This is a genomic window from Bartonella sp. CL100XZDX (genome assembly GCF_042195375.1).
Taxonomy (GTDB): Bacteria; Pseudomonadota; Alphaproteobacteria; order Rhizobiales; family Rhizobiaceae; genus Bartonella.
In genome coordinates, this window is sequence record NZ_JBHIOH010000045.1 from 96,026 (window position 1) to 121,976 (window position 25,951).

Sequence of the window (25,951 nt, forward strand, 5' to 3'; positions counted from 1 at the left end):
ACTTTTATGACTCACCACTACTGACTTTAATTGGAATCTGTTTTATTTCTTTTTTTAATTTTGGTTGATACAGATTAATTGATAAAAGACCATTTTTCAACTCTGCATTTGTAACATGCATCCCTTCCGCGAGAACAAAGGTTCGCTGGAATTGTCGCGCAGCTATACCGCGATATAAATATTGATGATTTTGGTTGTCTGTTTGTTTACCATGAATAACCAATTGATTATCATCAAGCAAAATATTAAGATGGTTAATCTTAAATCCAGCAACAGCCAAAGTTATCCGGATATGATTTGCATCATCATTTTTATGCAAACGTTCAATGTTATAGGCTGGGTAAGCCTCATCAGCTTTACCGATACGTTGCAATATTTTTTCTACGGTTTCAAACCCTAAAAGAAAGGGATTGGAGAAAGGCGTCACATGTGTCATTCATGAGTATCCTCTTTAAAACGGCTTTACTTGACCAAACTCTATAAAAGTGTTCGCTGCATTTCTCTCATATGGCGAGCGTGAATGATAACTTCAAGAGAGAAGATTTAAGAGTGTTCAATGCCTCAACGTACCATAAAATTGTCAAAAGTGCGAAATTTATCTGGTATATTATATAATGAAAATGAAATTGCAGAAATATTTCGCCGTTTTTCTGTGCAACGCCCAGCGCCTAAGAGTGATCTTATCTATACAAATATTTTTACGCTTTTAGTTGCCGTTGTGCTTTCGGCTCAAGCGACAGATGTAAGCGTTAATAAAGCGACAAAAGAATTATTTCGCCTTGCTGATCAACCGGAAAAAATGGTTGCATTAGGAGAAGAAGAAATAGCACATCATATCCGTTCAATTGGTCTTTGGCGTGCAAAAGCACGTAATGTTTATGCGCTTTGCAACTATTTAATTGATTATTATGGCGGTCAAGTACCCGATACGCGTGAAGCACTCATGGCCCTTCCTGGAGTAGGGCGCAAAACGGCTAATGTGGTCTTGAATGTTGCTTTTGGTCAACCTACATTGGCAGTAGATACACATATTTTTCGCTTAAGCAATCGTCTTGGTTTAGCGCCTGGCAAAACACCAGAAATTGTTGAGAAAAAATTATTAAAGATTATACCGGTTCATTATATTCGCCATGCACATCATTGGCTGATTTTACATGGTCGCTATATTTGTCAAGCCCGTAAACCACAATGTACGCAATGCATTATTGCCGATTTATGTAAAGCAGCCATCAAAACAAATGCAATTCCAGCACCTTTAGTTGAGCTTCAAGGCAATGGAGCGCCGATTTTTTTGTAATACAGTCTTGCAATTTTGTGTATACTAGCTTATGAAAACGTCTTTAAGAGCCGCCCGGCAGGGCATGCCGTGGCTGTTTAAATGCTTGTTCAAGCGTTGGTCCGCTTGAGTAAATAAAATTTTTGATTGAATAAATTAATGTACGGAGTAGCAAAATGCCCAAGATGAAGACCAAATCATCCGCTAAAAAGCGGTTTAAAATCACTGCGTCAGGCAAAATTAAAGTAGCAGCTGCCGGTAAGCGCCACGGCATGATTAAGCGTTCGAATAAATTTATTCGCGATGCACGTGGAACAATGGTTTTGTGTGAACAAGATGCTAAAAAAGTCATTCAGCATTATTTGCCGAATGGTATTTAAACCTTACGCTTTTGATTTTGAGGAGATTATAATATGGCTCGTGTGAAAAGAGGTGTGACAGCACACGCTAAGCACAAAAAAGTTCTTAAACAGGCTGAAGGTTTTTACGGTCGTCGTAAAAATACCATTCGTGCAGCTAAAGCAGCGGTTGATCGTTCAAAGCAATACGCTTATCGTGATCGCAAAAATAGAAAACGTACTTTCCGTGCTTTGTGGATTCAGAGGATTAATGCGGCTGTTCGTGCAGAAGGTTTAACTTATGGACGTTTTATTGATGGCTTATCAAAAGCTGGTATTGAAGTTGATCGTAAAGTTCTTTCAGATATAGCAATCCACGAGGCGGAAGCATTTTCTGCTTTAGTTGCATCGGCAAAAAAAGCTTTAGAATATTTAAAAGATACGACACCTAATGCTTTCGAAGGCGCTGTCAAATAAGCCAGTCGTGTTCTCTTAAAGCATTCATTTATTTGAGGTCCCGTGCTGGCTATTGCAAGTGCGGGTTTTTCTTTATTAAAAAATAGGCAAAAATATGAATGATATTGAGCGTCTGGAACAAGAAATTTGTTTAGCCTTAGAGGCAGCAGGTGATGAAAAAGCTCTTGAAGAAGTGCGTATTGCAGCATTGGGTAAAAAAGGTAGTATCTCTGAAAAATTAAAAGAATTAGGAAAAATGGATGCTGGCGAGCGTCATAAAGTTGGACCAGTTCTTAATGGATTAAAAAATCGTATTTTAGAATTATGGGCGCAAAAGCGTGATCTTCTGAAAAGACAGGCAATGGATGCCCGTCTTTCTCGTGAAACAGTTGATGTTACCTTGCCTATTCGCTCTTCACCTATAGAACGGGGACGCATTCATCCTATTTCACAAGTGATTGAGGAAATTATTGCCATTTATACGAAGTTGGGTTTTTCTCTTGCAGAGGGACCTGATATTGAAACAGACTATTATAATTTTACGGCATTGAATTTTCCTGAAGGGCATCCAGCACGCGAAATGCATGATACCTTCTTTTTTGATGTTGATAAAATGGGAGAACGAAAATTATTGCGGACCCATACATCACCTGTACAAATTCGCACACTAGAAAGACAAAAAGCACCGATACGGATCATTATTCCTGGAAAAACTTACCGCATGGATTCGGATGCAACACATTCTCCCATGTTCCATCAGGTAGAAGGTCTTGTCATCGATAAAACCTCCACCATTGCCCATATGATGTGGCTACATGAAACCTTTTGTAAAGAATTTTTTGAAGTTCCCTCTGTAAAAATGCGTTTTCGTCCCTCTTTTTTCCCTTTTACCGAGCCATCTATGGAAGTGGATATTCAATGTGATCGTTCTGGTTCAGACGTAAAGTTCGGAGAAGGGCAGGATTGGTTGGAAATTTTAGGATGCGGAATGGTGCACCCTCATGTGTTGAAAAATGTTGGCTTAGATCCCGATGAATATCAAGGCTTTGCATGGGGAATGGGCATTGATCGTATTGCCATGTTGAAATACGGTATGCCTGATTTGCGGGCTTTTTTTGATGCTGATCTGCGTTGGTTAGACCACTATGGCTTTCGTTTCTTTGATATGCCTGCTTTTTTTCCTAATAGATAATGTGTGATCTTAGTCATCGCTTTCATGTGAGGTTTTAAAATGAAATTTACATTGTCGTGGTTAAAAGATCACTTAGAGACAAATGCATCTTTGGATGAAATTTGTGAGAAACTAACAGCTATCGGTCTTGAAGTTGACTCCGTTGATGATCGATCTTCTTTAAAAGGTTTTGTGATTGCAAAAGTTTTAACAGCAATAAAGCATCCTGATGCAGATAAACTCCAGATTCTGTCCGTCGATACAGGGACTTCCACACCTGTTCAAGTTGTCTGTGGAGCACCAAATGCGCGTGCAGGTCTTATTGGTGTTCTGGCACTACCAGGTACTTATATTCCAGGACTTGATGTAACATTATCTGTAGGAAAAATCCGTGGTGTTGAAAGTTTTGGGATGATGTGTTCACAAGCAGAGCTTGAATTATCGAATGAGCATGATGGGATTATTGAACTTCCAGAAGATAGTCCTATTGGAGGTTCATTTGCAGCTTATGCTGGTTTAGATGATCCGGTCATTGATATTGGTTTGACCCCTAATCGTTCCGATTGCACAGGTGTTCGTGGTATTGCCCGTGATCTTGCCGCTACAGGAATCGGACAATTAAAAGAATTGTCTTTACCAAAATTTGAGCCTTCCTTTGAAACACCTCTCGATGTTTCATTAGATTTTTCGCAAGATTCATCATTATGTTTAGGTTTTGCTTGGCGTGAAGTACGCAATGTTCAAAATGGCGAATCACCCCAGTGGATGCAACAGCGTTTGAATGCAATTGGTTTGAGACCGATTAATGCGCTTGTTGATATGACCAATTACATCAGTTTTGACCTTGGTCGTCCACTCCATGTTTTTGATGCAGATAAAATTAAAGGTAATTTGTGTGTACGTTGTGCGCGTGAGGGAGAACAGCTTCAAGCCCTGAACGGAAAAATCTATCATTTGGGCGCTAAGAATTGTGTCATTGCAGATGACGAAGGAGTTGTTTCGATTGCCGGTATCATGGGCGGAGAAAGAACGAGTTGTGATGAAACAACACATCGCGTTATTATTGAATCGGCGCTTTGGGATGCGCAAAGCATTGCACAAACAGGAAGAGCATTAGGTCTTATCAGTGATGCACGTTATCGATTTGAACGAGGTGTTGATCCGGCTTTTATAGAAACAGGGCTTGAGATTGCAACAGAATTGGTCTTGCATCTTTGTGGTGGTGAAGTATCTAAGAAGAGGATCGTTGGCTATCAGCAACAAGAAATCAAACAGATCGCTTTTCCTTTTTCTGAAATTAAACGTTTAACAAATTTGGAAATAGAGCCTGAAAAAATCATCTCTATTTTAACAAAACTTGGATTTTTTGTTGAAGGAAAAGGAGATGTCGTTACGGTAAAAGTACCATCATGGCGCCCTGATATTATGGGTAAAGCCGATTTGGTGGAAGAGATCATGAGAATTTATGGGTTAGATAAAATTAAACCTATTCCTTTGGAAAACTTCGTAGAAGAAAAAGATCAGATTGTAACATGCGCACAAATTCGTTCACGTGCTACGCGTTTGGCTTTAGTGCAACGCGGTATGAAAGAAGCGGTAACATGGTCTTTTATTTCTGAAAATCAAGCTCTTGCTTTTGGAGGAGGTCAAGAAGAGCTTAAATTGGTTAATCCTATTGCTGCTGATATGTCAATGATGCGTCCTTCCCTTTTACCTGGTTTGATTATGGCGGCACAAAGAAATGCTGATCGTGGTTTTTCCGATCTTGCTTTGTTTGAAGTTTCCAGTATTTATGAGGGCGACACCCCTGATAAACAACACCGTGTTGTTAGTGGGATTCGTCGCGGAACAGAGCAATTTAAAGGTGCTGGGCGCTTTTGGAATGGAAATGCAACCGTCGTTGATGTTTTTGATGCCAAAGCAGATGCTTTAGCTATTTTAGAAGCATGTGATATGGATATTGGGAAAGTGCAGATTGAAGTTGGAGCACCAGATTGGTATCATCCTGGTCGTTCAGGTGTCATAAAACTTGGATCAAAGATTATTCTTGGTTTTTTTGGTGTTTTTCATCCTGCTACATTAGAAAAGTTAGATGTCAGTGGCCCTTTATGCGGCTTTGAAATTTTTCTAGACCGAATTCCAGAATCAAAGAAAAAAACGACCAAAAGCCGTCCTCCTTTGAAACTCTCATCTTTTCAAATGGTGCGGCGTGATTTTGCCTTTATAGCGGATAAAACTGTTGCCTCTTCTCTTATTATTCGTGCGGCAAGTGGAGCCGATAAAAAACTTATTCATTCAGTGCAAGTTTTTGATGTTTTCGAAGATTTAAGCTTTGGTGAAGATAAAAAATCTGTTGCAATTGAAGTAACTATTCAGCCCATAGAACGGACTCTAACGGATGAAGATTTAGAAAAGCTTGCCTCAAAGATCGTGGATAATGTTACCAAAATGACAGGTGCATATTTACGCTACTGAGTATTCTCATTTTTTATGAGATATTTTACATGAAGTGGGAGCATCTTTGAGTGCTCCCTTTTTGTTTGGCATTCAAGAGCTATAGAACTTCTTAAAAGGGGACCTCCTTACCAAAACAAGCTGCTTAAATCATCAATTTTTTCAATATGAAAAAACTGTTTTTAAACATTTTGAAAAGTTATTTTTTCTCTTAATCCTTCATTGCAAATGTAAAAGATAACTGCTATTGCTAAATGATAATGCAAATTATTTGCAATAAAAAGAAGGCATATAAAGGAAAGAGAGAATCAATGAACGTAAGAACGTTTTTCACCATAGTTTTTGGAAGTGTTATTTTTTTTACACCCAATTTTGCTTTGTGTGCTGGTAAATTTAAAGCTGTTACGACATTCACTATCATTGCTGATATGGCACGCAATGTAGCAGGTGATGCCGCTGATGTTGAATCCATTACAAAACCAGGTGCGGAAATTCATGAATATCAACCCACCCCACGCGATCTTATGCGTGCTCAGGGAGCTAACCTTGTATTGTGGAATGGTTTAGAGTTAGAGCTTTGGTTTGAAAAGTTTTTTCAAAATATCAAGGATGTTCCAAGTGTTGTTGTTTCAAAAGGTATTGTACCCATTAAAATTGGTGATGGCCCCTTTAGCGGTAAACCCAATCCTCATGCGTGGATGTCACCGACCTCTGCTTTGATTTACGTTGATAATATTCGCGATGCTTTTGTAAAATATGATCCTGAACATTCTGAAATTTATAAACAGAATGCTGAAATTTATAAACAGAAAATTCGTGCAACGATTGATCCAATTAGGGCTGAATTAGAAGCTGTACCGCAAGACAAACGTTGGCTTGTGACAAGTGAGGGGGCTTTTAGCTATTTGGCGCGTGATTTTGATCTAAAAGAACTTTATTTATGGCCCATCAATGCTGACCAACAAGGAACACCACAGCAGGTCAAGCATGTTATTGATATGGTTCGCAAATACAATATTCATGCAGTTTTTTCTGAAAGCACTATTTCCCCTGCGCCTGCTAAGCAGGTTGCCAGAGAAACAGGGGCTAAATACGGTGGTGTTCTTTATGTTGATTCTTTAAGTGAGAAAAATGGTGAGGTACCCACTTATATTGATTTATTACGTGTCACGAGTGGGCGTATTAGCAATGCTTTAGTAGAGGGAGTAAAAAGCCAATGACGGAATGTGGAATATTTGCCCAAGGAATAACGGTAACATATCGTAATGGACATACAGCTCTACGCGAAGTGAATTTTGAAAGTCCAAAGGGTTCTATTACGGCATTGGTTGGTGTTAATGGATCCGGTAAGTCAACGTTATTTAAAGCGATTATGGGGTTTGTACGCCCCTCAAAGGGAAAAATTCGCATGTTTGATTTACCTGTTGATATAGCTTTGAAAAAAAACCTCATTGCTTATGTTCCTCAAAGTGAAGATGTTGATTGGAATTTTCCTGTCTTGGTCGAAGATGTTGTATTGATGGGGCGGTATGGTCATATGAATTTCTTTCGCTATGCCCGTACACAAGATTATGAAGCCGTTCGTATTGCCTTAGAACGCGTTGATATGTTGGCTTTTGCCAAGCGCCAAATTGGAGAACTTTCTGGTGGACAGAAAAAGCGTGTTTTCCTAGCGCGCGCTCTTGCACAGAAAGCAAAAGCTATTTTATTAGATGAGCCGTTTACAGGGGTTGATGTTACAACAGAAGATAAAATCATTGCTTTGTTACAAGATCTTCGTAAAGAAGGAGCAGTGATCTTGGTTTCAACTCACAATTTGGGTTCTGTTCGCGAATTTTGTGATCATACAGTTTTAATAAAAGGGACCGTTTTAGCTTCTGGGTTAACAGAAAAAATTTTTACAAAGGAAAATCTGGAGAAAACTTTTGGAGGGTCTTTGCACCACCATATTTTTGATCTTCAAACCACAAAAAAAAATGATGTTTTCATGGGAAGAAAGCAGTCTGCCGTTTGTGAAGATATTGAAAGAGTGGAGCACGTTGCATGATTTCTTGGTTGCTTGAGCCACTGAGCTATCAATATATGGTGAATGCAATGTGGGTTTCTGGGTTAGTTGGGTGTGTTTGTGCCTTTCTTTCGGCTTTTTTGATGTTAAAAGGTTGGTCATTGATTGGTGATGCACTTTCCCATTCGATTGTTCCTGGTGTAGCAGGAGCTTACCTTTTAGGGTTACCTTTTTCACTTGGCGCTTTTTTTTCTGGTGGTCTTGCAGCAGCAGCAATGCTCTTTTTTAACCACCGGACAAAACTTAAAGAAGATACCATTATTGGGCTCATTTTTTCTTCCTTTTTTGCCTTTGGGTTGTTTCTCAAATCATTAAAACCAATGGCTGTTAATATTGATACGATTGTTTTGGGAAATATTTTAGCAGTTAGTTCAACAGATATTCTACAATTGGCTTTTATCGGCTTTGTTTCGTTGCTTATATTGCTTTTGAAATGGAAAGATCTTCTTATTTCGTTATTTGATGAGACGCATGCGCATGCCATTGGATTAAACGTAAAATTTTTAAAGATTCTCTTTTTCACATTGCTTGCCGCTTGTACCGTTGCTGCGATGCAAACCGTTGGAGCGTTCTTAGTCATTTGTCTTGTTGTGACACCTGGGGCAACGGCCTATCTTTTAAGTGATCGTTTCGTGAACATCTTGGTTATTGCAGTTGTAATTGGAACCTTCACAAGTATCTTTGGTGTTTATGTGAGTTATTTTTTGAATGCACAAACGGGGGGGGTTGTTGTGCTTTTTCAAGCATCTTTATTTGTTTTAGCTTTTATTTTTGCTCCTAAACATGGGTTTATTGCCGCGCGCTTACGCATAAATGCAGCAAAAAAGGGTGTAATATTATCATGATTGATCAATTACTGCTTCCGTTTCAGTTTTCTTTTATGCTTAAGGGTATGCTTATTGTCATGATTCTTTCTATTCCCATGGCGATGCTTTCCTGTTTTCTTATTTTGAAAGGATGGGCGCTGTTAGGCGATGCCATTTCTCATGCAGTTTTTCCAGGTGTTGTTGTTGGTTATATGACAACACCATGGGTAATCGCATTTTTAACTTCTTTGCCATTTGCTTGGTTTCAGCATATGCGTCCAGAGAATATTACAATGACTTTGATTACTTGCGGTGCTTTTGTTGCAGGAATGGTGTGTGCACTATTAACGGGTTTTTTAGGGAGCAATAGCCGTATCAAACAGGATACGGTGATGGGCGTGGTCTTTTCTTCAATGTTTGGTTTAGGGCTTGTTTTAGCCACGTCTATTTATAGTAGCTTAGATTTGAATCATATTCTATTTGGTAATCTCTTGGGTGTTAACTGGCTTGATATAACGCAGACGGCAATCATTTCTGCTGTTGTCACTTTTATTTTAGCAGCAAAATGGCGCGACTTTATGCTGTATATTTTTGACACAGTTCAAGGACGTGCAATGGGGTTACCAATATCTCTACTCCACTATACCCTTCTAACGATGATTTCTCTTACAATTGTTGCCGCTTTGAAAGCTGTCGGCATCGTGCTCGTTATTTCTTTACTGATAGCACCAGGAGCAATTGCCTATCTTGTCACAAAGCGGTTTTCTTTTATGTTAATGATCGCGATACTTGTTGCAGCTTTTTCTGGTTTTTTAGGGATTTATCTCAGCTTATTTATCGGCTCTGATTCTGCTTCCACAATTGTGTTGATCTTGACGTTGATTTTTATGGCTATTTTCATGATGATTTTCTTTCGTCGAAACACAGTTCAAGAAACTTGAAAGTGTTAAAATTCATGCATATCAGCCATGCATTTTTATATATTGTTTCTCATTTTTATTTTAATTAGAGTCTGGGGCGCTAGGTTGTTTTTCCTCCTAATATCTAGCAGATGAGTGCAGTACATTTTCTCCCCCCCAACACTGCATTCTTAATTAAGAGGCTGCATTGATTTATTCTGCAGCCTTTTTATTTTTTTGTTTTTCTAAAATCTCTCCTCTTTTCTTGAAATCATTTAAAATGATTATCATATTGTGTAAGCTATTCGGTATTTTCAAGGAACTTATAACAGCAAAGACACTTACGCATGAAGGGGTAGAGCGTAATTGTGCACTCAGACATGTAAACAGAAAAAAACAGATACAATGTTTTTGTATAGGGTTTTGCGTAGAGGAAAATAGTACGAGAGAATGAAAAAAGATTCGAAGATATCGCACCCTTTACGTATCTGCTATTATATAGCAGGGTGGGCGATGGTTATATTAGGTATTATCGGTGTCGTATTACCTATTATGCCAACTGTGCCTTTTTTATTGGTTGCCTCATGGTGTTTTACGCGTTCTTCTCCACGTTTTCATCAATGGTTGAATAATCATCGTATTTTTGGCCCCCCTATTAAGCGATGGGAAGAAAAAAAAGCAATCTCTCTATTCGTTAAAGTTTTTGCAATGATGAGTATGACAGGAGGATTTTTATCCTTTTTCGTAATGCTACACCCTCCTTTATGGATTTCCTTACTTGTTGCGGTTATATTATTGCTGATTGCCATTTATATTGTAACACGTCCATCTTCTTAATGATAAAAAAGGCTTTATGAGATACTCTTTTTAGATTCGACTTATTTGTAAAAACTATGAGGATTTTTAAGTTTTGAATATAAGCTCTCCATATCCAAAATACATATGAAATAGCAAGCTTTTTGAGCGCAATTAATAATAATATGTTTGTGAAATAATTTTTATGAACAACGAAGATTGTTTACGAACACTCAAAATGTTCTCACTTGGTAAACAATGATAAATCACATTCATGGAAGAGAGTCATTATTTTTGTAAAGCATGTTTGTATGAATCTCTATATATACATCATTGAAAAGTCATTGATATGATAGACATTTCGTTTGTTTTCATATCTCTTAATGAGGATATAATACAAAGCTTACTAAATACCCTCATTTTTATACTTATACAGTTAAGAAGCCGGTCTATTATATCAATCTTTAAGGTTACATCTGTTCTTAACTTAAGAATAATTCATAAGAAACAACAGAATTTTTCAAATGGTTTATACATACACGCATTCTTATTATAATATGCGAATAAATAATTTCTCTGTCTTGATATAAAGCTTATTCGAAATAAAAATATTATTGCATTCTCTGTTTTTTAATGAAGTCATGCCCCTCACGTAAAACAAAAGGTCTCCCAAATCATGTTATTTACACATTTATTTTAATGAAACATTTCTCAACGCTTTACTCATTTCATAATAGCAGACCATACATGGATAAAGTAAAATCTCCTGTAAAGTGTATAAAATCTATTTGAGCACCATCATCCTTGCCTTGCAAAATGCACACCGATAGTCACCATGCTATTTGTCATCCTCCAATGTTGCCTTAGTAATTTCTAATGTTGCAATTGTAGCTTGTCATCTGGTTTTGTATATTTTGACACTAGATTTTGTACCAATTTATTTTTTTCAAAGAGTTTTAAAGGTGTTCTCAAAGGGTTTTCAAAACCTTTTCTCATTTTTACTATGAAAACGCACTTTTTTCTAATTTTCGGTAATTTTTGTAATTTGAGGTGTCAAAATCTATTTTGATAAAACGCACATTTAATGGTAACAGTTATACATAAAAACAACAAATTACCACGTATTCCTACTTAATCCGGACTCTTCCCACTTAGTACAAAACCTGCTGTCAAACTACAACAATAACCCTTAAAACTTGAAAACCTTCATACATGCAAGGAGATGTGTGTGCTTTATTTAACAGGATTGAAATGAGAAAAACTTATGATACTCGCGCACGCTCATTCAACATGCAAAATGATAGTATCTTGTTATGCTGTATAACACTGTTATTTATGACAAATGATATAAGGAAGCCTCCTTGGCTAAACTTCCCTAGCGCGTTAAGTATTTTTTTAATGCGTAGTGAATATTTTTAAGTCTTATCTATCGCGCCTTATGTAAGTGAAGCGTATGCGTTGATAGACTAAGTAGAATCTGCTCAAAAAACAGCCGAACTATTTCAGACCAGCAAAGGTTAAGAATCCTCATCCTTAGGGCAGAACAAAAATCAATCTTATAAACAATATGTTGAGGCAATATACTTGTTTTAAAGAGCCGAAAACTACGTCTTTATAGGTCTAGCAATTCGCTTTGTATTACCAAAAAAATTGATATAACGTTGTACTTCTTTTGAATCACCGATCGTTTTTTCAGGATTATCTGAAAGTTTCACGGCTGGTCGACCATTGGCATAGGTCACCTTACAAACAAGGGAAAGAGCATCAAGAGTTTCGATTTCCTGAGGTGCACAGCCTGTAAAGTCATTGGTAAGATCCGTGCCCCATCCAAAACTCATGCGCACTTTACCATGGAAATGATGATAGGTTTTTTCAATTGTATTGACATCAAGAGCATCAGAAAAAATTAGAAGTTTTTTGCATGGATCTTTTCCTTTTTCTTTCCACCATTGAATAATACGTTCGCCACCTTCAATAGGGGGCGCACTATCGGGTCTGAACCCCGTCCAATCAGCTACCCAATCTGGTGCATTGCGTAAAAATGCTTCTGTACCAAAGGTATCAGGTAAAACAATGAGAAGATTTCCACCATAATAACGGTTCCAATCTTGCAAGACTTGATACGGAGCTCTGCATAATTCATCATCGTTGTTGCTGAGAGCCGCAATAACCATGGGCAATTCGTGTGCATTGGTTCCAAGAGCTTCTAAATCCGTATCCATGGCAAGAAGAACATTAGAAGTTCCAGTAAAAGAATTACCAATCCCTTCTTTTAATGCTTCCACACACCAGCGCTGCCATAAAAAAGAATGGCGGCGCCTTGTCCCAAAGTCAGATATTTTAATATCAGGCAATTTTTTGAGACGTTCAACTTTACTCCACATTTTTGCTTTAGCACGCGCATAAAGTACATCAAGAGCAAAACGATCTAGTTTTTTGAGAGCAGCACGTGAACGTAATTCACTTATAATAGCAAGGGCTGGAATTTCCCACATAGAGCTATGAGCCCACGAACCATAAAAATGAAGAATATACTGGCCATCTTTACGGGTTAGTTCATATTCTGGGAGTTGAAAATTCTCAAGCCACTGAAGAAAATCCGGTTCAAAAATTTGTTTGCGTCCATAAAATGTATTACCAGCAAGCCAAATCATTTCTTTTTTTGTAAAGTGCAAACTAAGAGCATGATCAAGTTGAGCACGTAATTCACTCTCATCAATATCATCGGCAAGACGTATTGTTTTAGAGCGATTTATGAGGGAAAAAGTAACATCAACATTAGGATATAACCCCCAAATCATCTGCACCATAAGAAGCTTATAAAAATCCGTATCGAGAAGTGAACGAATAATGGGATCAAGTTTCCAAGTATGATTGTAAACACGTCTAGCAATATCCGGATGATTCATAACCTTTTTCTTTCAGTTTCATAAAATCTAAAATATTATGCACCAACACGGCTAATATAGGCGGTGCAATATAACAACTCTACAGTTTTGGGCAAGAATAAAAAAGTCTGCTCTCTTTTTTCATCTTTCATCTTTAATATTTGACAATACGTATAATTTCATGCTGACCTGTTTTTTGTAACTTTATCCCTGTATGAAATTCGGTATATTCTTTGCTATTAACATAGAGCATATTTTTAGGTCCCCATTTTACTTTAATGCTATAAACGGCATCATAAAACTTCATTGTTGCTTCATATTTTGGCCAAATAGAGGGTAAATGTGGCTGCAAAAACAAGAGGTCTCCCTGACGCTGTATTCCAAGAATAGCTTGTGTTGCGGCGCGATAAAACCAACCGGCTGAACCTGTATACCAAGTCCAACCGCCTTGACCACATCGTGGTTCAACAGCATAAATATCTGCGGCCATCACATAAGGTTCAACACGATAAATTTCAGGATCTTGTCCGTGGGTAATTGGGTTTATCATAGAAAATAAAGCATAAGCTTTATCGTTTTGTTCCATTTCAGCCAACGCAAAAATACTCCAAATGGCACCATGCGTGTATTGACCACCATTTTCTCGAATTCCTGGAGGATAACCTTTTATGTAACCAGGCTCGAGCGTACTTTTATCAAAAGGCGGCCAAAAAAGACGAATGAGTCCACCTTTTTTATCATAGAGATGTTCCAGCATTGATGTCATTGCTTGTTTTTGGCGTTCAAGCGATGCCATTTGAGAAATGACAGCCCAAGATTGAGCAATAGTATCAATTTGACATTCATCATTGACTTTAGAGCCCAGAGGCGTTCCATCATCAAAATAACCACGTCGATACCAAGCACCATCCCAACCATTTTTCTCTAGGGATTTTGTTAAATGTTCAAGGTACGTACTCCATATTTGCATATGGCTATTGTCACCACGTTTTTTGGCTAAAGAGATAAATGCTTGTAATGTGTGCCCAAGAAACCATCCTAACCAAATGCTTTCGCCTTTTCCTTCCACACCGACCAAATTCATGCCATCATTCCAATCCCCACCTAAAATAAGAGGGAGACCATGTGGTCCGCAGCGTTTAATGGCAAGGTCTAAAGCTAAAGCACAATGTTCATAAACTGTTGCAACCTTTGAGGATTGCGTGGGTTGAAAATAAGCATCCTGTTGCCCACTTTTGAGAACATCACCTTCAATAAAAGGAATCAGCGTATCAAGAAAGGCATTATCGCCAGTGGTATTGACATAAAGAGCTGTTGCATATGCAAGCCAAACGATATCATCAGAAATGTATGTACGAACACCAGCATTTGTGTCAGGCAACCACCAATGTTGCACATCACCTTCAAGAAATTGGTGCGCTGCTGCATTTAACAATTGTTCACGTGCTAATTGTGGTTCCAGCAATAACAAAGACAGGCTATCTTGTAACTGGTCACGAAAACCAAATGCACCACTAGCTTGGTAAAAGCCTGCGCGTGCCATGATGCGGCATGAGTAGATTTGATAAGGAAGCCAATGGTTGACCATAAGATTAAAAGAAGCGTCAGGTGTTTTGACTTGGAAAGGAGAAACAAAATCACTCCATTGCTGTTTTTGTTTTGTGAGCTGAATTTCAAAATCACTTGCACGTACTTGATTAAGTAATTTTTCAGCTTCTTGCCTATTTTCAGCACTGCCAAGATAGAAGATGATTTCTTTTTTTTGCCCTGGTTGAAGATCAATATCATAGGCGAATGCTGAACAAGGATCACATCCTGCTTCAATGGTATTCGAAAGAGCACCGGCTTTACGGATCGCATTTGGACGTGTTACGGTTCCCGTTGCACCAATAAATTCAGCGCGATTGGTTGTAGTGCTGGTTGGCATTTCGGATGCTGATAAAAATGTAACTTGTTGAGATTTCTCGATGTGATAGGGATTTTGAATAAAATGTGCACCCCATCTGGCCTCATAAGAGGAAACAATAAAGGGAGCATATTTTGTACGGACATTTCCCAAAACCCATTCAACATAATTATAAAGGCGTAAACTGCGTAGTTTTTTCCCTTCATTCGTAAGGATAAGACGTGAAAAGCGAATAGGTTTTTCGGGATCAAGTGTATGAGTCAGTTCTAATGCGATTTCTGAATGTATTGATTTAAAAGTTGAGAATCCAAACCCATGACACGCCTCATAGACAATATTTTCGTCACATTCAACAGTAGAAACGGGTGAGAAACGTTTTAAAGACTGGCGATCAACCAGATAAAGAGCTTCTCCTGGCCGGTTAGACGTTGGATCATTCGCCCAAGGAGTTAGTTGATAATCGCGGCTATTGTTAGCCCAAGTAAAAATTGCACCTTCAGCAGAGACATGAAAACCAAATCTGTGATTAGCAATGACATTAATCCACGGATGTGGTGTGGTGGTACGTCCATGAAGACGTATTACATAATGATTGTACTGATTAAAACCACCGTAACCATTCCAATATCTTAGATCTTCTCCATTTGGGAGCAAAGAGGATGGTTTTTGTTGGCTAATAAGACCAATGGAAGAAAAAAGATTTTGTTCAGTTTGTGTTGTAAATTGCTGTCCTTCGTTATATCTTGGCAAGTCTAATTGATCATAAGATTCTTGATAATTTTTACGAATTGTGAGATTAAAATCATTCTCATCAAGTCGTTTAAGTTGTTCAGATAAAGAGCCATTTTGGGCATCAAGAACGATGCGTGCTGATGCAAGAAGCGTTTTAAAACTCTGTTCACTCATTTGATCGCGTCGAAGCATGAAAATATGTTGGCGTTCATCTGCTTTTTGCGTGTGGTGATAATAAGTTTCACAGACCCACTCGAGAGCGCGTTGTGTATTTTGTATATAGGAAAATGTTTGTTCATTAAGAATGACCAAATCAACAATGAGTCCGCGCATACACCAATATTCGTGTGCTTTAAGGAGCTCGCGCAGTACGGTTATATTTCCCTCGTTATTTAATCTAAGAAGACAGAGTGGATTGTCTCCTGAGATAGACATGGGCCAAAGATCAGACTGTTTTCCTAGCGTTTTTGCTAATATTTCAGAAGGAAGACGCCACGTTCTTTCTGGATAGATAAGCGGTGTTGCATATTTTTGATAGATAATAGCTTCTTTAAGCTGGGTTCCGCTCTGATACAGTGCGACTTGTGAGCGCGTCCATGCCATTGAAAGTTCTTTTTGAAACATATCAGGTTGTCGATAATGTTTAATATGATTATTTAGCGCTTCTTTTGTATGAGCAGCAAAGGTCCAAAAAATAAGTTCTGCTTTTTCATGGTCTGAAATTTTTATACGGCATCGCAATGACATAACAGGATCAAGAACACAACCTTGACTGTTACTGAAACGAGCATTTTGGCCAAATGCAGCGGGCCGATGAATGGATCGCCCCCGACCAATAAACAGAGAGCGATCTGTTTCAGCTTCTGTCTCTTGGAGAATATCTGTTGTACTAGAAACAAAATGGGCAACATAGACTTCAGGATCACTAGGCGAGCGTTTGCGCCTTTTGGCAAAAATTGTTTTACCTTCTTCAGCAATTTCTGTCTCTATAAACATACGGGAAAAAACAGGATGAACTTGGTCTGTATCCATCGTGGCAAGCGCTAATTCACCATAAGAAGTCACTTCAATGAATCGGTCTTTATTTGTCGTATTCATCAATTGAATACGTCTCCCTTCGCCACATCCTTCAGATGTAATAAGACATTCAAGTGTTGATTTAATACCATCAACCATTTTTGTATATTCAGCCTTTTCATCTGTAAAAATGCTGACAGCTTCTTCTTCAATAACACGTGTTGGCTCACCAGTAACAGACCACCACCGTCCACTATGCGTGTCACGCAAGAAGAATAAAGTACCTTGTTGATCTTCTGTTGCATCAGGAATAAAGCGGGTAATCGCATAATCGTGCCAACGGCTGTAACCAGAACCATTCGCTGTTAACATGGTAGAATAAAAGCCATTAGACAAAAGTAAAGTTGCTCGTGGTTTGAGTAACGGGTTTGTAATAATGCGCAAAGGGGCTGCATCAAATGCTTGAGACTTATTGCGCATACGATTAACAGCTTTGGTATGAATAATAGGAATGAGATGAGGCGCTCTTTCCTGTAAGAGCAATTGTGTTGCCTCAATAACGGGATCACGGTGAAAACGATCACGCATTCGCCCTTGAAAAATAACATTGTTAAGAGCAAGGATAGACATGCCATGATGGTGCGCATAATAATTGCGTACAACGGCGTATTTTTCCCCTGTTTTCACGCGTGAAGGGGTAAAATCAACAGAGTCATAATAACCATATGTTCCTAAAGCTCCAAGATCACGAAGTCGTTTTAAATTAGCGACAGCGCAAGCAGGAGCATATTGTGCCGCTAGAAGGCTGGCATAGGGAGCAATGACAGCATTGCGTGAAAGACCACGTTGGAGTCCGAGGTTTGGAACACCAAAATGAGCATATTGGTAATTCATTAAATGATCGCGAGCATTAAATGCGGCTTCTGAAATACCCCATGGCAATTCCCGTTTATGGGCATATTGTATTTGACAACGAATAATCAATCGATTTGTTTGATCTAAGAGAGACCCTAAAGGTTCATGCATTACGAGAGATGGCATAAGATATTCGAACATTGATCCAGACCATGATAGGAGTGCACCTTTCCCACCTATGGGTACGAGAAGTCGACCAAGACGAAACCAATGTTTAAGTTTTATATCTCCTTTTGCGATGGCAAAAAAGCTTGCAAGACGTGCTTCTGAAGCAAGCAGGTCATAACAATTTTCATCGAGTTTGTTTTCTTGAACACGATATCCAATGGATAAGAGATGCCGTTTAGGCTGTTCTAAAAAGTCAAATTTCATATCAAAGGCTATTTGCCGTGCCACTATAGCCAGCCAGTTTAGTTTTTTACGTAATTTTTCAGTATCACAATGAGCAGTCGCATCATGATGATAAGCGTTACAGGTATCGATAAGGCATTTAGCCCAAGAAAGTGCACGAGCAGATTCTATCGTTTGAATTTTGTGGTCAAGTTCATCGACTAAGTGCACAATATCGTGGGCTGCAAGTGAAAGATTTATGACGTGAGAAGGGATCGTATTTTCTTGTTCTATAAAAGTGAAGACAGAATCATGAAAACGAGTGATGTTTTCTTCGATTTTTTGGCGTAAAGAGCGTAAACTGGGTTTATGATCTGGAATTTCTCTGACAGTTTCTTCAAGAATAGCAAGAACATCCGATAAGCCTTCTCGATCACTTTGAAAAAAAAGAGGCGGTTTTTCAGCCCATTCACTTAACGCAGAAGAGAGTGTTACCAAATGACCGGCAAGATTTCCCGAATCAACGGTTGATACATAAGTAGGCAAAAGAGGCCTAAGTGTATCCGTTTCATACCAATTATAGAGATGACCACGAAACTTTTCCATTTTTGTAAGAGAGCGTAACGTACATTCAATACGGTTGATGGTCTCTTCAAAACCAATCCAGCCAAAATCACGTGCTGCAATAATAGAAAGGAGATAAACGCCAATATTCGTAGGCGATGTACGTTGAGCAACAAGAGGTTCAGGATCTTCTTGAAAATTATCGGGAGGCAAATAGTTGTTTTGTTCGTTGACAAAGGTTGCATAATAAAGCCATGTCCGCCGTGCAATAGAGCGGAGTTTTTTTTCATCTTTTGAAGAAAGATAAAGGCTATCTTGAAAGGTTGAAGGTTGACTCACAATCCAAGCAATAAAGGGTGAAAAAAACCATGCTATCCCAAAAGGTAAAGCAACCAAACTTGCAAAACTATCAGAACAAAGAGGGAGTGCTATAGTAAGAACACCGATAAGCGATGCTGGTGCCATTGTAAAAACATAGAAACGCAAACTATTGGGCATTGATTTTGTTGCGGCAGAAGTTTTCCATTCAAGAAGATGCTGTTTTGAAATCGTCATACGATAGAGTGTACGAATAATCGCATCGGTCATAAAATACGCCGAATGAGCAAGAAACGTCGTTTTAAGAAATATATCAGCGCTTGTAAGAGCAATTTTGTTCCCAATTAATTGAAAATGTCCACGCAAAGAATGATCTATATTAGATGAGACAAGCGTTTTTAATACACATAGAATGGGTGAAATGAAGGAGCTAAACAACAAGAATATTTGCCAGACGATTGCACTCTTTAAAGACAAAAAAGCCCATCCTGCAAATGCTGCGATTAACCACATAAGTGGAGTGAGAGAACGACGTAAATTATCCTGCATTTTCCAACGCGTCACGAAACTTATTTGACGGTGGGAAAAAAGATAAGGCAAAAGCTGCCAATCACCGCGGACCCAACGATGATAACGCATAACATCAATATTGTAAGCGGTTGGATAGTCTTCAATGACTTCTATGCTACTTACCAGAGCAGTACGAGCATAACCTCCCTCTAAGAGATCATGGCTAAGAATAGTATTTTCTTTAATTTTGCCATTAAGCGCTTGTTCAAATGCATCAATATTATAAAGACCTTTACCGATAAAGGTGCCTTCTCCTAAAAGATCTTGATAAGTATCAGAAACAGCAAAAACATAAGGATCAATGCCACGGTTGATAGAAAAAACCCGTTGGAGAATTGATGTTTTTTTTCCTGTTGTAAGAGAAGGAATAATGCGTGGTTGTAAAATGCTATAGCCCTTTACAACCTTTCCACTTTGTGGATCAAAAACGGGATGATTGAGTGGATGGTTAAGCTTTCCAACAAGTTTCGCGACGCTCTCTGGAGTAAGACGTGTATCACAATCCAGCGTCACAACAAAACGGCAATCCATAGGAAGATGTGGATTGGGAGGATAAAAGCTTGTATTTTTATCGCCTCTTAAGAGCCGATTAAGTTCATGAAGTTTTCCTCGCTTTCGTTCCCATCCCATCCAACATTTTTCGCTTGTATTATAAAGGCGTCGGCGATGTAAAAGGAAAAAAAGCGGAAGTTCATCACGATGATAACGACTATTGAGTTTATCAATACTCTTTTGCGCATAGTGCAATAAATCAAGATCATCTTGCGTTTCTCTCAATGGAGCATCCACCCAATCTGTAATGAGTGTAAAATGAATGGCACCTTTAGGATTGGAAAGATAGTGCACTTCAAGATTGCGCACTTGTTCATCAATATCATCGCGTGATGTCATCAAAGTAGGTACAACAACCATTGTCCGTGCATGTTTTGGAATACCTTCTTTATATTCATAACCAATGAGCTGTCTTGATGGGACAAACCACGAAACAACAGTGTTAAATAAAGCAAAAGCAGCATCCATAGCAGGAAAAAGCGCCAATACAGTAAAGCAAAAAGACATCCATTGTGTCATGCCAGATATTTGTAAAAGGGCGTAAATTACCAGCAAAAGAGCAAGCGTCAGAAAAGAGACAGGAAGGGCGATGACTCTCAATTTTGAGCAACAAGAAGCGCGTGTCCATTTTATGAGAAAGGGCGGAATATACCCACAAGCCTTTTCAAATATGCCACGACCATCATCAACAAGGTACCACCCCACACAAGAATGATGAGGCATATCTTTAGAAGTGGAATTTGCCATTTCTACAACTTTATGTGCAATCTCCAGCTCACTAAGAGGCGAAAAGCGTGAAATTTTTTCAATGACTTGTCGATAAATATTGCGTGAGTGAGAATCAATTTCAGAAAAATCACTATTTTTACGCAAAATAGAATCAACACAACTCACTGTTTCAAACCATGCTGTCCAATCAACATCATCTATAGCTTTAAGAGCACGGATAATATTTCCCATGGTCACACCATCTGCTGCTTGTCGGGTATGTTCATCAGCTGTTGCAATCTCTAAGCTACTGCCTTGGCTTTTCAATTGCTTTTCAAGCCAAGTTAATGCTACGGTTGAATCGACAGATGCACTGCGCAGGCGATAGAATAAATGTGCTGAAAAAGTTGGATCAACAGTAAATGGTTTATACTGCGTAAAAAGAGAGTGTAGATTTGTTTTATTTTCTACAAGAGAGATTTTATCAGCTACTTGACTAGCAAGATGGCGCATATGTCGCGCTTTTTCGATACGGACTGAAAGACGACGGACATTTTCAATGAGCAGCATTTGCATAACAGAAGGAAGAGCCCACAATTCACCAATTGTGAGCGCACAAACTTCTTGAAATCCGTTGGTCATAGCAGTGAGTGTTTCTTGTGAAAAGCTGCTATCGGTATGCGCAATATAAAGCCAAGTTAAAGCAAAAATTCGTGGTATTCCCGCTTTGTGTATAGAAAGAGGAAGTTGCTTTATGAAGGACTTGGGTAGATTACGACGTAGATTTTGTATGGTTTTATCAATGGTGTAATGATTATCAATGAGCCATTGAGCAGAAGGTGCGATGATTTCATCATTTCGGGCAGCAAAATCACTGGTGTGAAAGGCATGAAGAATAAGTTTAGCATTTTCATTCAATCTCTTGCGAAAATCTTCTACTCCTTCATATTCAGGGAGTAAAATTTCTTTACCAGAAGCTATATCATGCCCTAAGTTATAAAGATCTTCCTGTACCTTATAAATTGCACGAAGAGGAAAATCCGTATTAATAAAATGGTCTTTTTTCTCTTTTTGAGAAAAAATGCACTTTATGAAAGGTCTTATGCACGTCATAATGTCCCATTGTTATTCAATTACATCGTTTTTTATTTAAATTTTAAGCATTTTATCTGAATAGTGAACCGTTGTTAGACAAAAAACAAACTTTTTGTTTTTATTTGCAAGCATTTATAATTTTTGTTTCAATAATTTAAAAATAAGCAGACAATTTTTTTAGAAAATAAAAAGGTCACTCCTAAAATGAGCGACCTTAATAATAACACTAACTTTAATGATTGATGATTAATCTTGTTCTTGTTTTTTCAAAGCTGCACCAAGAATATCACCAAGAGAAGCACCTGAATCTGTAGAACCATATTGTGCAACAGCTTCTTTTTCCTCTGCAATCTCTAAAGCTTTAATCGATACTGAAATTTTACGTGTTTTTTTATCAAATGCTGTGATGCGAGCATCAACCTTTTGCCCAATTGCGAAACGCTCAGGACGTTGCTCATCACGATCACGCGCGAGATCAGCACGCCGAATGGTTGTCTCAAGGTTGTGATCAATCAATTTCACACCAATGTCATTGTCGTTAACAGCAATCACTTCGCATGTTACAACAGCACCTTTTCGCAATTCGCCAGAAGCAGCTGCTTCTCCAACTTTATCGCTGGAAAGCTGCTTAATTCCAAGAGAAATGCGCTCTTTTTCAATGTCAACATCAAGGACCACAGCCTTAACGATATCGCCTTTATTATAAGTATCAATAACTTGTTCACCAGGACGGTTCCAATCAAGATCAGACAAATGAACCATACCGTCAACATCGCCTTCAAGCCCAATAAACAGACCAAATTCTGTTTTATTTTTAACCTCTCCTTCAATTTGCGAATTGACAGGAAATTTATTGGCAAAAGCTTCCCATGGATTTTCAAATGTTTGCTTTAAGCCAAGAGAAATACGCCGTTTAGAAGGATCAATCTCAAGAACAACCACTTCTACTTCTTGTGATGTAGACAGAATTTTTCCAGGATGAACATTTTTCTTTGTCCAGCTCATTTCAGAAACATGGATCAGCCCTTCGATTCCTGGTTCAATTTCAACAAAACCACCGTAATCAGTAATGTTGGTAACAGCACCCGTAATTTTTTTACCAATCGGATACCGGACACTGATGCTTTCCCAAGGATCACTTTCAAGCTGTTTCATTCCAAGAGAAATACGGTGCGTGTCTTGATTAATGCGAATAATCTGAACTTTAATCGTTTGGCCAATTGTGAGCACCTCAGATGGGTGATTAACACGCCGCCATGCCATATCTGTAACGTGCAAGAGACCATCAATCCCACCAAGATCAACAAAGGCACCATAATCTGTAATATTTTTCACCACACCTTCAACGATTTGGTTTTCTTCAAGATTTTGTACGATTTCTGAACGTTGCTCAGCGCGACTTTCTTCTAAGACAGTGCGACGTGAAACCACAATATTGCCACGACGACGATCCATCTTCAAAATTTCAAAGGACTGTGAATTATGCATGAGGGGTGAAACATCACGAATGGGACGAATATCAACTTGGCTGCGAGGCAAGAAAGCAACGGCACCATCAAGATCGACTGTAAAACCACCTTTTACTTGGCTAAAGATCACTCCATCAACGCGTGCACCAGCATTGAATTTTTCCTCCAAACGGACCCAACTTTCTTCGCGCCGTGCTTTTTCACGCGATAAAACAGCTTCACCCATCGCATTTTCAATGCGTTCAATGTAAACCTCAACTTCATCGCCAACTTGCAAAGAACCATCTTTTGCTTTAGCTCCAAATTCTTTGAGAGGAATACGTCCTTCAACTTTAAGACCAGCATCAATAATGGCCATGTCTTTTTCGATTGCAATAACACGACCTTTAACAACAGATCCTTCATTAAGATCATTAGTTTGAAAAGATTCTGTTAAAAGGGCTTCAAAATCCGCTGTTGTGGGATTGTATTGTGACATAAGAACTCCTAATATATACCTTGTATTATAAGGTATGAGCGCTGGGTTAGTGTTAACATAAGCAACTTCTTAGCCTTTTTCCTTGAATAAAGGAAAAAAAGTTAGCGCTAGGCTGGAAGTTACCTTAACGAATTTATCCAATTATATGCATTTTTATGATTGGATCAATAAAACTGCATGCAACTTCAAATGTTGCTTCTATACTCAATTCTGACGTATCAAGCAAGTGGGCGTTTTTTGCTGGTTTTAATGGACTTTGTTTGCGCGTTATATCGCGACTGTCGCGCTGTTCAAGTTGAGCTAGGATTTCATGATAATTTGCTTGAACACCTTTTTTTAAAATCTCTTGGTAGCGACGTTTGGCGCGTGTTTGGACATTGGCTAGAATATAAAACTTGATATCGGCATCAGGACAAACAATAGTTCCGATATCACGCCCATCAAGCACACAGCCGGGCAAAACTTTAGCAAAGTTGCGTTGTTTTTCGACAAGAATTTTGCGTACAGCAGGATTAATTGCTATTTTTGAAGCCGCTTCACCAAGTTCATGAGAAGAAAGAAGAGAAGGATTTAAGGTATTAAAATCAAGTTCTTTAGCATAAATAATAGCATTTTTTTCATCATTAAGAGCTAAATTTTGTTGTAAAAGCGTATGAGCAACACTACGATAAGTAAGACCAGTATCGAGATGGCGAAGGCGATAATGTGCAGCAATTTTGCGTGCTAAGGTTCCTTTGCCTGAGGCTGCAGGTCCATCAATGGCGATAACAAAAGGCTTCAAGCGACTTTTCCCCCAAGTTGTTTTATAAAAGGAATAAATTCTGGAAAGCTCGTAGCGATCATTCGTTTATCATCAATAGTAACAGGTTTTTCTGATACAAGCCCAAAAATGAGAAAACACATAGCAATTCGATGATCAAGATGTGTGGAGACATGTCCACCACCCAAACCTTTGGCAGAACCTTTTCCATAAACAATAAGAAAATCTTGACCTTCTTCACAGTCTACGCAATTAATTTCGAGTCCTTGAGCAACAGCAGACAGTCGATCTGATTCTTTTACACGCAACTCTTCAATTCCTAGCATTACTGTTTTGCCTTCTGCAAAGGCTGCTGCTACTGCCAAAGCAGGATATTCATCAATCATCGATGGAGCACGTTCTTTGGGCACCGTAACGCCTCTAAGGACCGATGATTTTATCCGTAGATCAGCAACATCCTCTCCACCTGTTTGACGTCGGTTCAAAAATTCAATTTGAGCACCCATTTCCCACAATGTTTCGATAAGTCCTATTCGAGAGTTATTTATCAAAACATTTTCAATGGTGATATCAGAGTCTTCTACAAGAAGGGCTGCGATAATTGGAAAAGCAGCAGAAGAAGGATCCCCTGGAATATGAATCGTTTGCCCAGTAAGATGGGGTTGACCATTAAGGTGAATCAAACGCGCACCTTCGTTATCTTTTTCTATTTCAAGTTGCGCACCGAATGCTTTTAACATTTTTTCCGTATGATCTCGTGTCAGAACTGGTTCAATAACAGTTGTAATGCCGGCGGTATTGAGTCCAGCAAGCAGGATTGCTGATTTAATTTGGGAGGAAGCTATTGGAACACGGTAACGAATCGGATTAGCCATTTTCGGACCATAAAGCGTTAAAGGAAGATGATCGTCGCGCGTTGCCTCAATTTCAACCCCCATGAGACGCAGTGGATCAAGGATACGTCCCATTGGACGTTTAGAGAGAGAAGCATCACCAATAAAGGTTGTTTTCATATGATACGGACCAACCATTCCCATAACCAAACGAGCACCTGTTCCAGCGTTTCCAAAGTCTAAAGGTTTTTGTGCAGCTAAAAGGCAACCATTCCCTGTTCCTCGTATGATCCAGAAGTCATCTTTTTTAATAATACAGGCACCCATAGCTTGCATAGCAGCAGCTGTATTGAGTACATCAGCGCTTTCAAGTAATCCATGAATATATGTCTCACCACTTGCTAATCCTCCCAATATAAGAGAGCGGTGAGAGATTGATTTATCTCCTGGTATTTGAATTTTTCCAGAGAGACTACTCGATTTATAGGTGGTTATAGGGATTGCTTTTTGCATGGAAATTCTATTTAATTCTATCTAACTTTTATGAAATTGTGCA

16 protein-coding genes are annotated in these 25,951 nt (G+C 38.7%); 10 read left to right on the forward strand and 6 right to left on the reverse strand.

The window, feature by feature from the left end; genetic code table 11:
• Positions 1–4: 4 nt before the first annotated feature.
• Positions 5–436, reverse strand: coding sequence for an Hsp20 family protein (locus ACFILU_RS04435; protein ID WP_012754518.1), 432 nt, complete (start codon positions 434–436; stop codon positions 5–7).
• A 120-nt stretch (positions 437–556) separates the two neighbouring features.
• Here ACFILU_RS04435 and nth point away from each other — a divergent pair, with 120 nt between their 5' ends.
• The 10 genes from nth (at position 557) to ACFILU_RS04485 (ending at position 10,302) form a co-directional block, all read left to right on the forward strand.
• Positions 557–1,297: an endonuclease III gene (gene nth, locus ACFILU_RS04440; protein ID WP_273790256.1), complete on the forward strand. Its 741-nt coding sequence runs from the start codon at positions 557–559 to the stop codon at positions 1,295–1,297.
• A 155-nt stretch (positions 1,298–1,452) separates the two neighbouring features.
• A complete protein-coding gene (gene rpmI / locus ACFILU_RS04445; RefSeq protein ID WP_183193590.1) occupies positions 1,453–1,656 on the forward strand; it encodes a 50S ribosomal protein L35 in 204 nt (67 codons plus the stop codon).
• Positions 1,657–1,689: 33 nt separating this feature from the next.
• Entirely contained in the window at positions 1,690–2,091 is a 402-nt protein-coding gene (gene rplT / locus ACFILU_RS04450) for a 50S ribosomal protein L20 (RefSeq protein ID WP_012754515.1), read from the forward strand.
• A 94-nt stretch (positions 2,092–2,185) separates the two neighbouring features.
• On the forward strand, positions 2,186–3,262 hold the full coding sequence (gene pheS, locus ACFILU_RS04455) for a phenylalanine--tRNA ligase subunit alpha (RefSeq protein ID WP_375630537.1): 1,077 nt from the start codon (positions 2,186–2,188) through the stop codon (positions 3,260–3,262).
• A 39-nt stretch (positions 3,263–3,301) separates the two neighbouring features.
• Complete coding sequence (gene pheT / locus ACFILU_RS04460) at positions 3,302–5,716, forward strand: phenylalanine--tRNA ligase subunit beta (RefSeq protein ID WP_375674910.1); 2,415 nt, start codon at positions 3,302–3,304, stop codon at positions 5,714–5,716.
• 290 nt (positions 5,717–6,006) lie between these two features.
• A complete protein-coding gene (locus ACFILU_RS04465; RefSeq protein WP_375674911.1) occupies positions 6,007–6,915 on the forward strand; it encodes a metal ABC transporter substrate-binding protein in 909 nt (302 codons plus the stop codon).
• Positions 6,912–7,742, forward strand: a complete 831-nt coding sequence (locus ACFILU_RS04470; RefSeq protein WP_375674912.1) for a manganese/iron ABC transporter ATP-binding protein — start codon at positions 6,912–6,914, stop codon at positions 7,740–7,742. Before ACFILU_RS04465 ends, ACFILU_RS04470 begins: the two co-directional genes overlap by 4 nt.
• The gene (locus ACFILU_RS04475) at positions 7,739–8,605 is read left to right on the forward strand and encodes a metal ABC transporter permease (RefSeq protein ID WP_375674913.1); all 867 of its coding nucleotides are present in this window, start codon (positions 7,739–7,741) and stop codon (positions 8,603–8,605) included. The genes ACFILU_RS04470 and ACFILU_RS04475 overlap by 4 nt, the downstream gene beginning before the upstream one ends.
• Positions 8,602–9,507: a metal ABC transporter permease gene (locus tag ACFILU_RS04480; protein WP_273790250.1), complete on the forward strand. Its 906-nt coding sequence runs from the start codon at positions 8,602–8,604 to the stop codon at positions 9,505–9,507. Before ACFILU_RS04475 ends, ACFILU_RS04480 begins: the two co-directional genes overlap by 4 nt.
• A gap of 408 nt (positions 9,508–9,915) precedes the next feature.
• Positions 9,916–10,302 carry a YbaN family protein gene (locus tag ACFILU_RS04485; protein WP_375674914.1) on the forward strand — a complete coding sequence of 129 codons (387 nt, stop codon included), beginning with the start codon at positions 9,916–9,918 and terminating at the stop codon, positions 10,300–10,302.
• Between the two features lie 1,562 nt (positions 10,303–11,864).
• Here the strand turns inward: ACFILU_RS04485 and pncB are convergent.
• From pncB to aroA, 5 genes are all read right to left on the reverse strand, one after another.
• The gene (gene pncB / locus ACFILU_RS04490) at positions 11,865–13,169 is read right to left on the reverse strand and encodes a nicotinate phosphoribosyltransferase (RefSeq protein WP_375674915.1); all 1,305 of its coding nucleotides are present in this window, start codon (positions 13,167–13,169) and stop codon (positions 11,865–11,867) included.
• A 133-nt stretch (positions 13,170–13,302) separates the two neighbouring features.
• The gene (locus ACFILU_RS04495) at positions 13,303–21,873 is read right to left on the reverse strand and encodes a GH36-type glycosyl hydrolase domain-containing protein (protein WP_375674917.1); all 8,571 of its coding nucleotides are present in this window, start codon (positions 21,871–21,873) and stop codon (positions 13,303–13,305) included.
• Between the two features lie 228 nt (positions 21,874–22,101).
• Positions 22,102–23,802 (reverse strand): 30S ribosomal protein S1, encoded by a 1,701-nt coding sequence (rpsA, locus tag ACFILU_RS04500; protein ID WP_026500132.1) that lies wholly within the window; start codon positions 23,800–23,802, stop codon positions 22,102–22,104.
• A 133-nt stretch (positions 23,803–23,935) separates the two neighbouring features.
• Positions 23,936–24,583, reverse strand: coding sequence for a (d)CMP kinase (cmk, locus tag ACFILU_RS04505; protein WP_375617510.1), 648 nt, complete (start codon positions 24,581–24,583; stop codon positions 23,936–23,938).
• Positions 24,580–25,908 (reverse strand): 3-phosphoshikimate 1-carboxyvinyltransferase, encoded by a 1,329-nt coding sequence (gene aroA, locus ACFILU_RS04510; RefSeq protein ID WP_375674918.1) that lies wholly within the window; start codon positions 25,906–25,908, stop codon positions 24,580–24,582. Before aroA ends, cmk begins: the two co-directional genes overlap by 4 nt.
• Between the last annotated feature and the right edge of the window lie 43 nt (positions 25,909–25,951).

What these genes read in the sequence shown, in the direction of transcription:
- ACFILU_RS04435 (WP_012754518.1), bottom strand. Translation starts at nt 436, where the DNA reads ATGACACATGTGACGCCTTTCTCCAATCCCTTTCTTTTAGGGTTTGAA.
- nth (WP_273790256.1), top strand. Translation starts at nt 557, where the DNA reads ATGCCTCAACGTACCATAAAATTGTCAAAAGTGCGAAATTTATCTGGT.
- rpmI (WP_183193590.1), top strand. Translation starts at nt 1,453, where the DNA reads ATGCCCAAGATGAAGACCAAATCATCCGCTAAAAAGCGGTTTAAAATC.
- rplT (WP_012754515.1), top strand. Translation starts at nt 1,690, where the DNA reads ATGGCTCGTGTGAAAAGAGGTGTGACAGCACACGCTAAGCACAAAAAA.
- pheS (WP_375630537.1), top strand. Translation starts at nt 2,186, where the DNA reads ATGAATGATATTGAGCGTCTGGAACAAGAAATTTGTTTAGCCTTAGAG.
- pheT (WP_375674910.1), top strand. Translation starts at nt 3,302, where the DNA reads ATGAAATTTACATTGTCGTGGTTAAAAGATCACTTAGAGACAAATGCA.
- ACFILU_RS04465 (WP_375674911.1), top strand. Translation starts at nt 6,007, where the DNA reads ATGAACGTAAGAACGTTTTTCACCATAGTTTTTGGAAGTGTTATTTTT.
- ACFILU_RS04470 (WP_375674912.1), top strand. Translation starts at nt 6,912, where the DNA reads ATGACGGAATGTGGAATATTTGCCCAAGGAATAACGGTAACATATCGT.
- ACFILU_RS04475 (WP_375674913.1), top strand. Translation starts at nt 7,739, where the DNA reads ATGATTTCTTGGTTGCTTGAGCCACTGAGCTATCAATATATGGTGAAT.
- ACFILU_RS04480 (WP_273790250.1), top strand. Translation starts at nt 8,602, where the DNA reads ATGATTGATCAATTACTGCTTCCGTTTCAGTTTTCTTTTATGCTTAAG.
- ACFILU_RS04485 (WP_375674914.1), top strand. Translation starts at nt 9,916, where the DNA reads ATGAAAAAAGATTCGAAGATATCGCACCCTTTACGTATCTGCTATTAT.
- pncB (WP_375674915.1), bottom strand. Translation starts at nt 13,169, where the DNA reads ATGAATCATCCGGATATTGCTAGACGTGTTTACAATCATACTTGGAAA.
- ACFILU_RS04495 (WP_375674917.1), bottom strand. Translation starts at nt 21,873, where the DNA reads ATGACGTGCATAAGACCTTTCATAAAGTGCATTTTTTCTCAAAAAGAG.
- rpsA (WP_026500132.1), bottom strand. Translation starts at nt 23,802, where the DNA reads ATGTCACAATACAATCCCACAACAGCGGATTTTGAAGCCCTTTTAACA.
- aroA (WP_375674918.1), bottom strand. Translation starts at nt 25,908, where the DNA reads ATGCAAAAAGCAATCCCTATAACCACCTATAAATCGAGTAGTCTCTCT.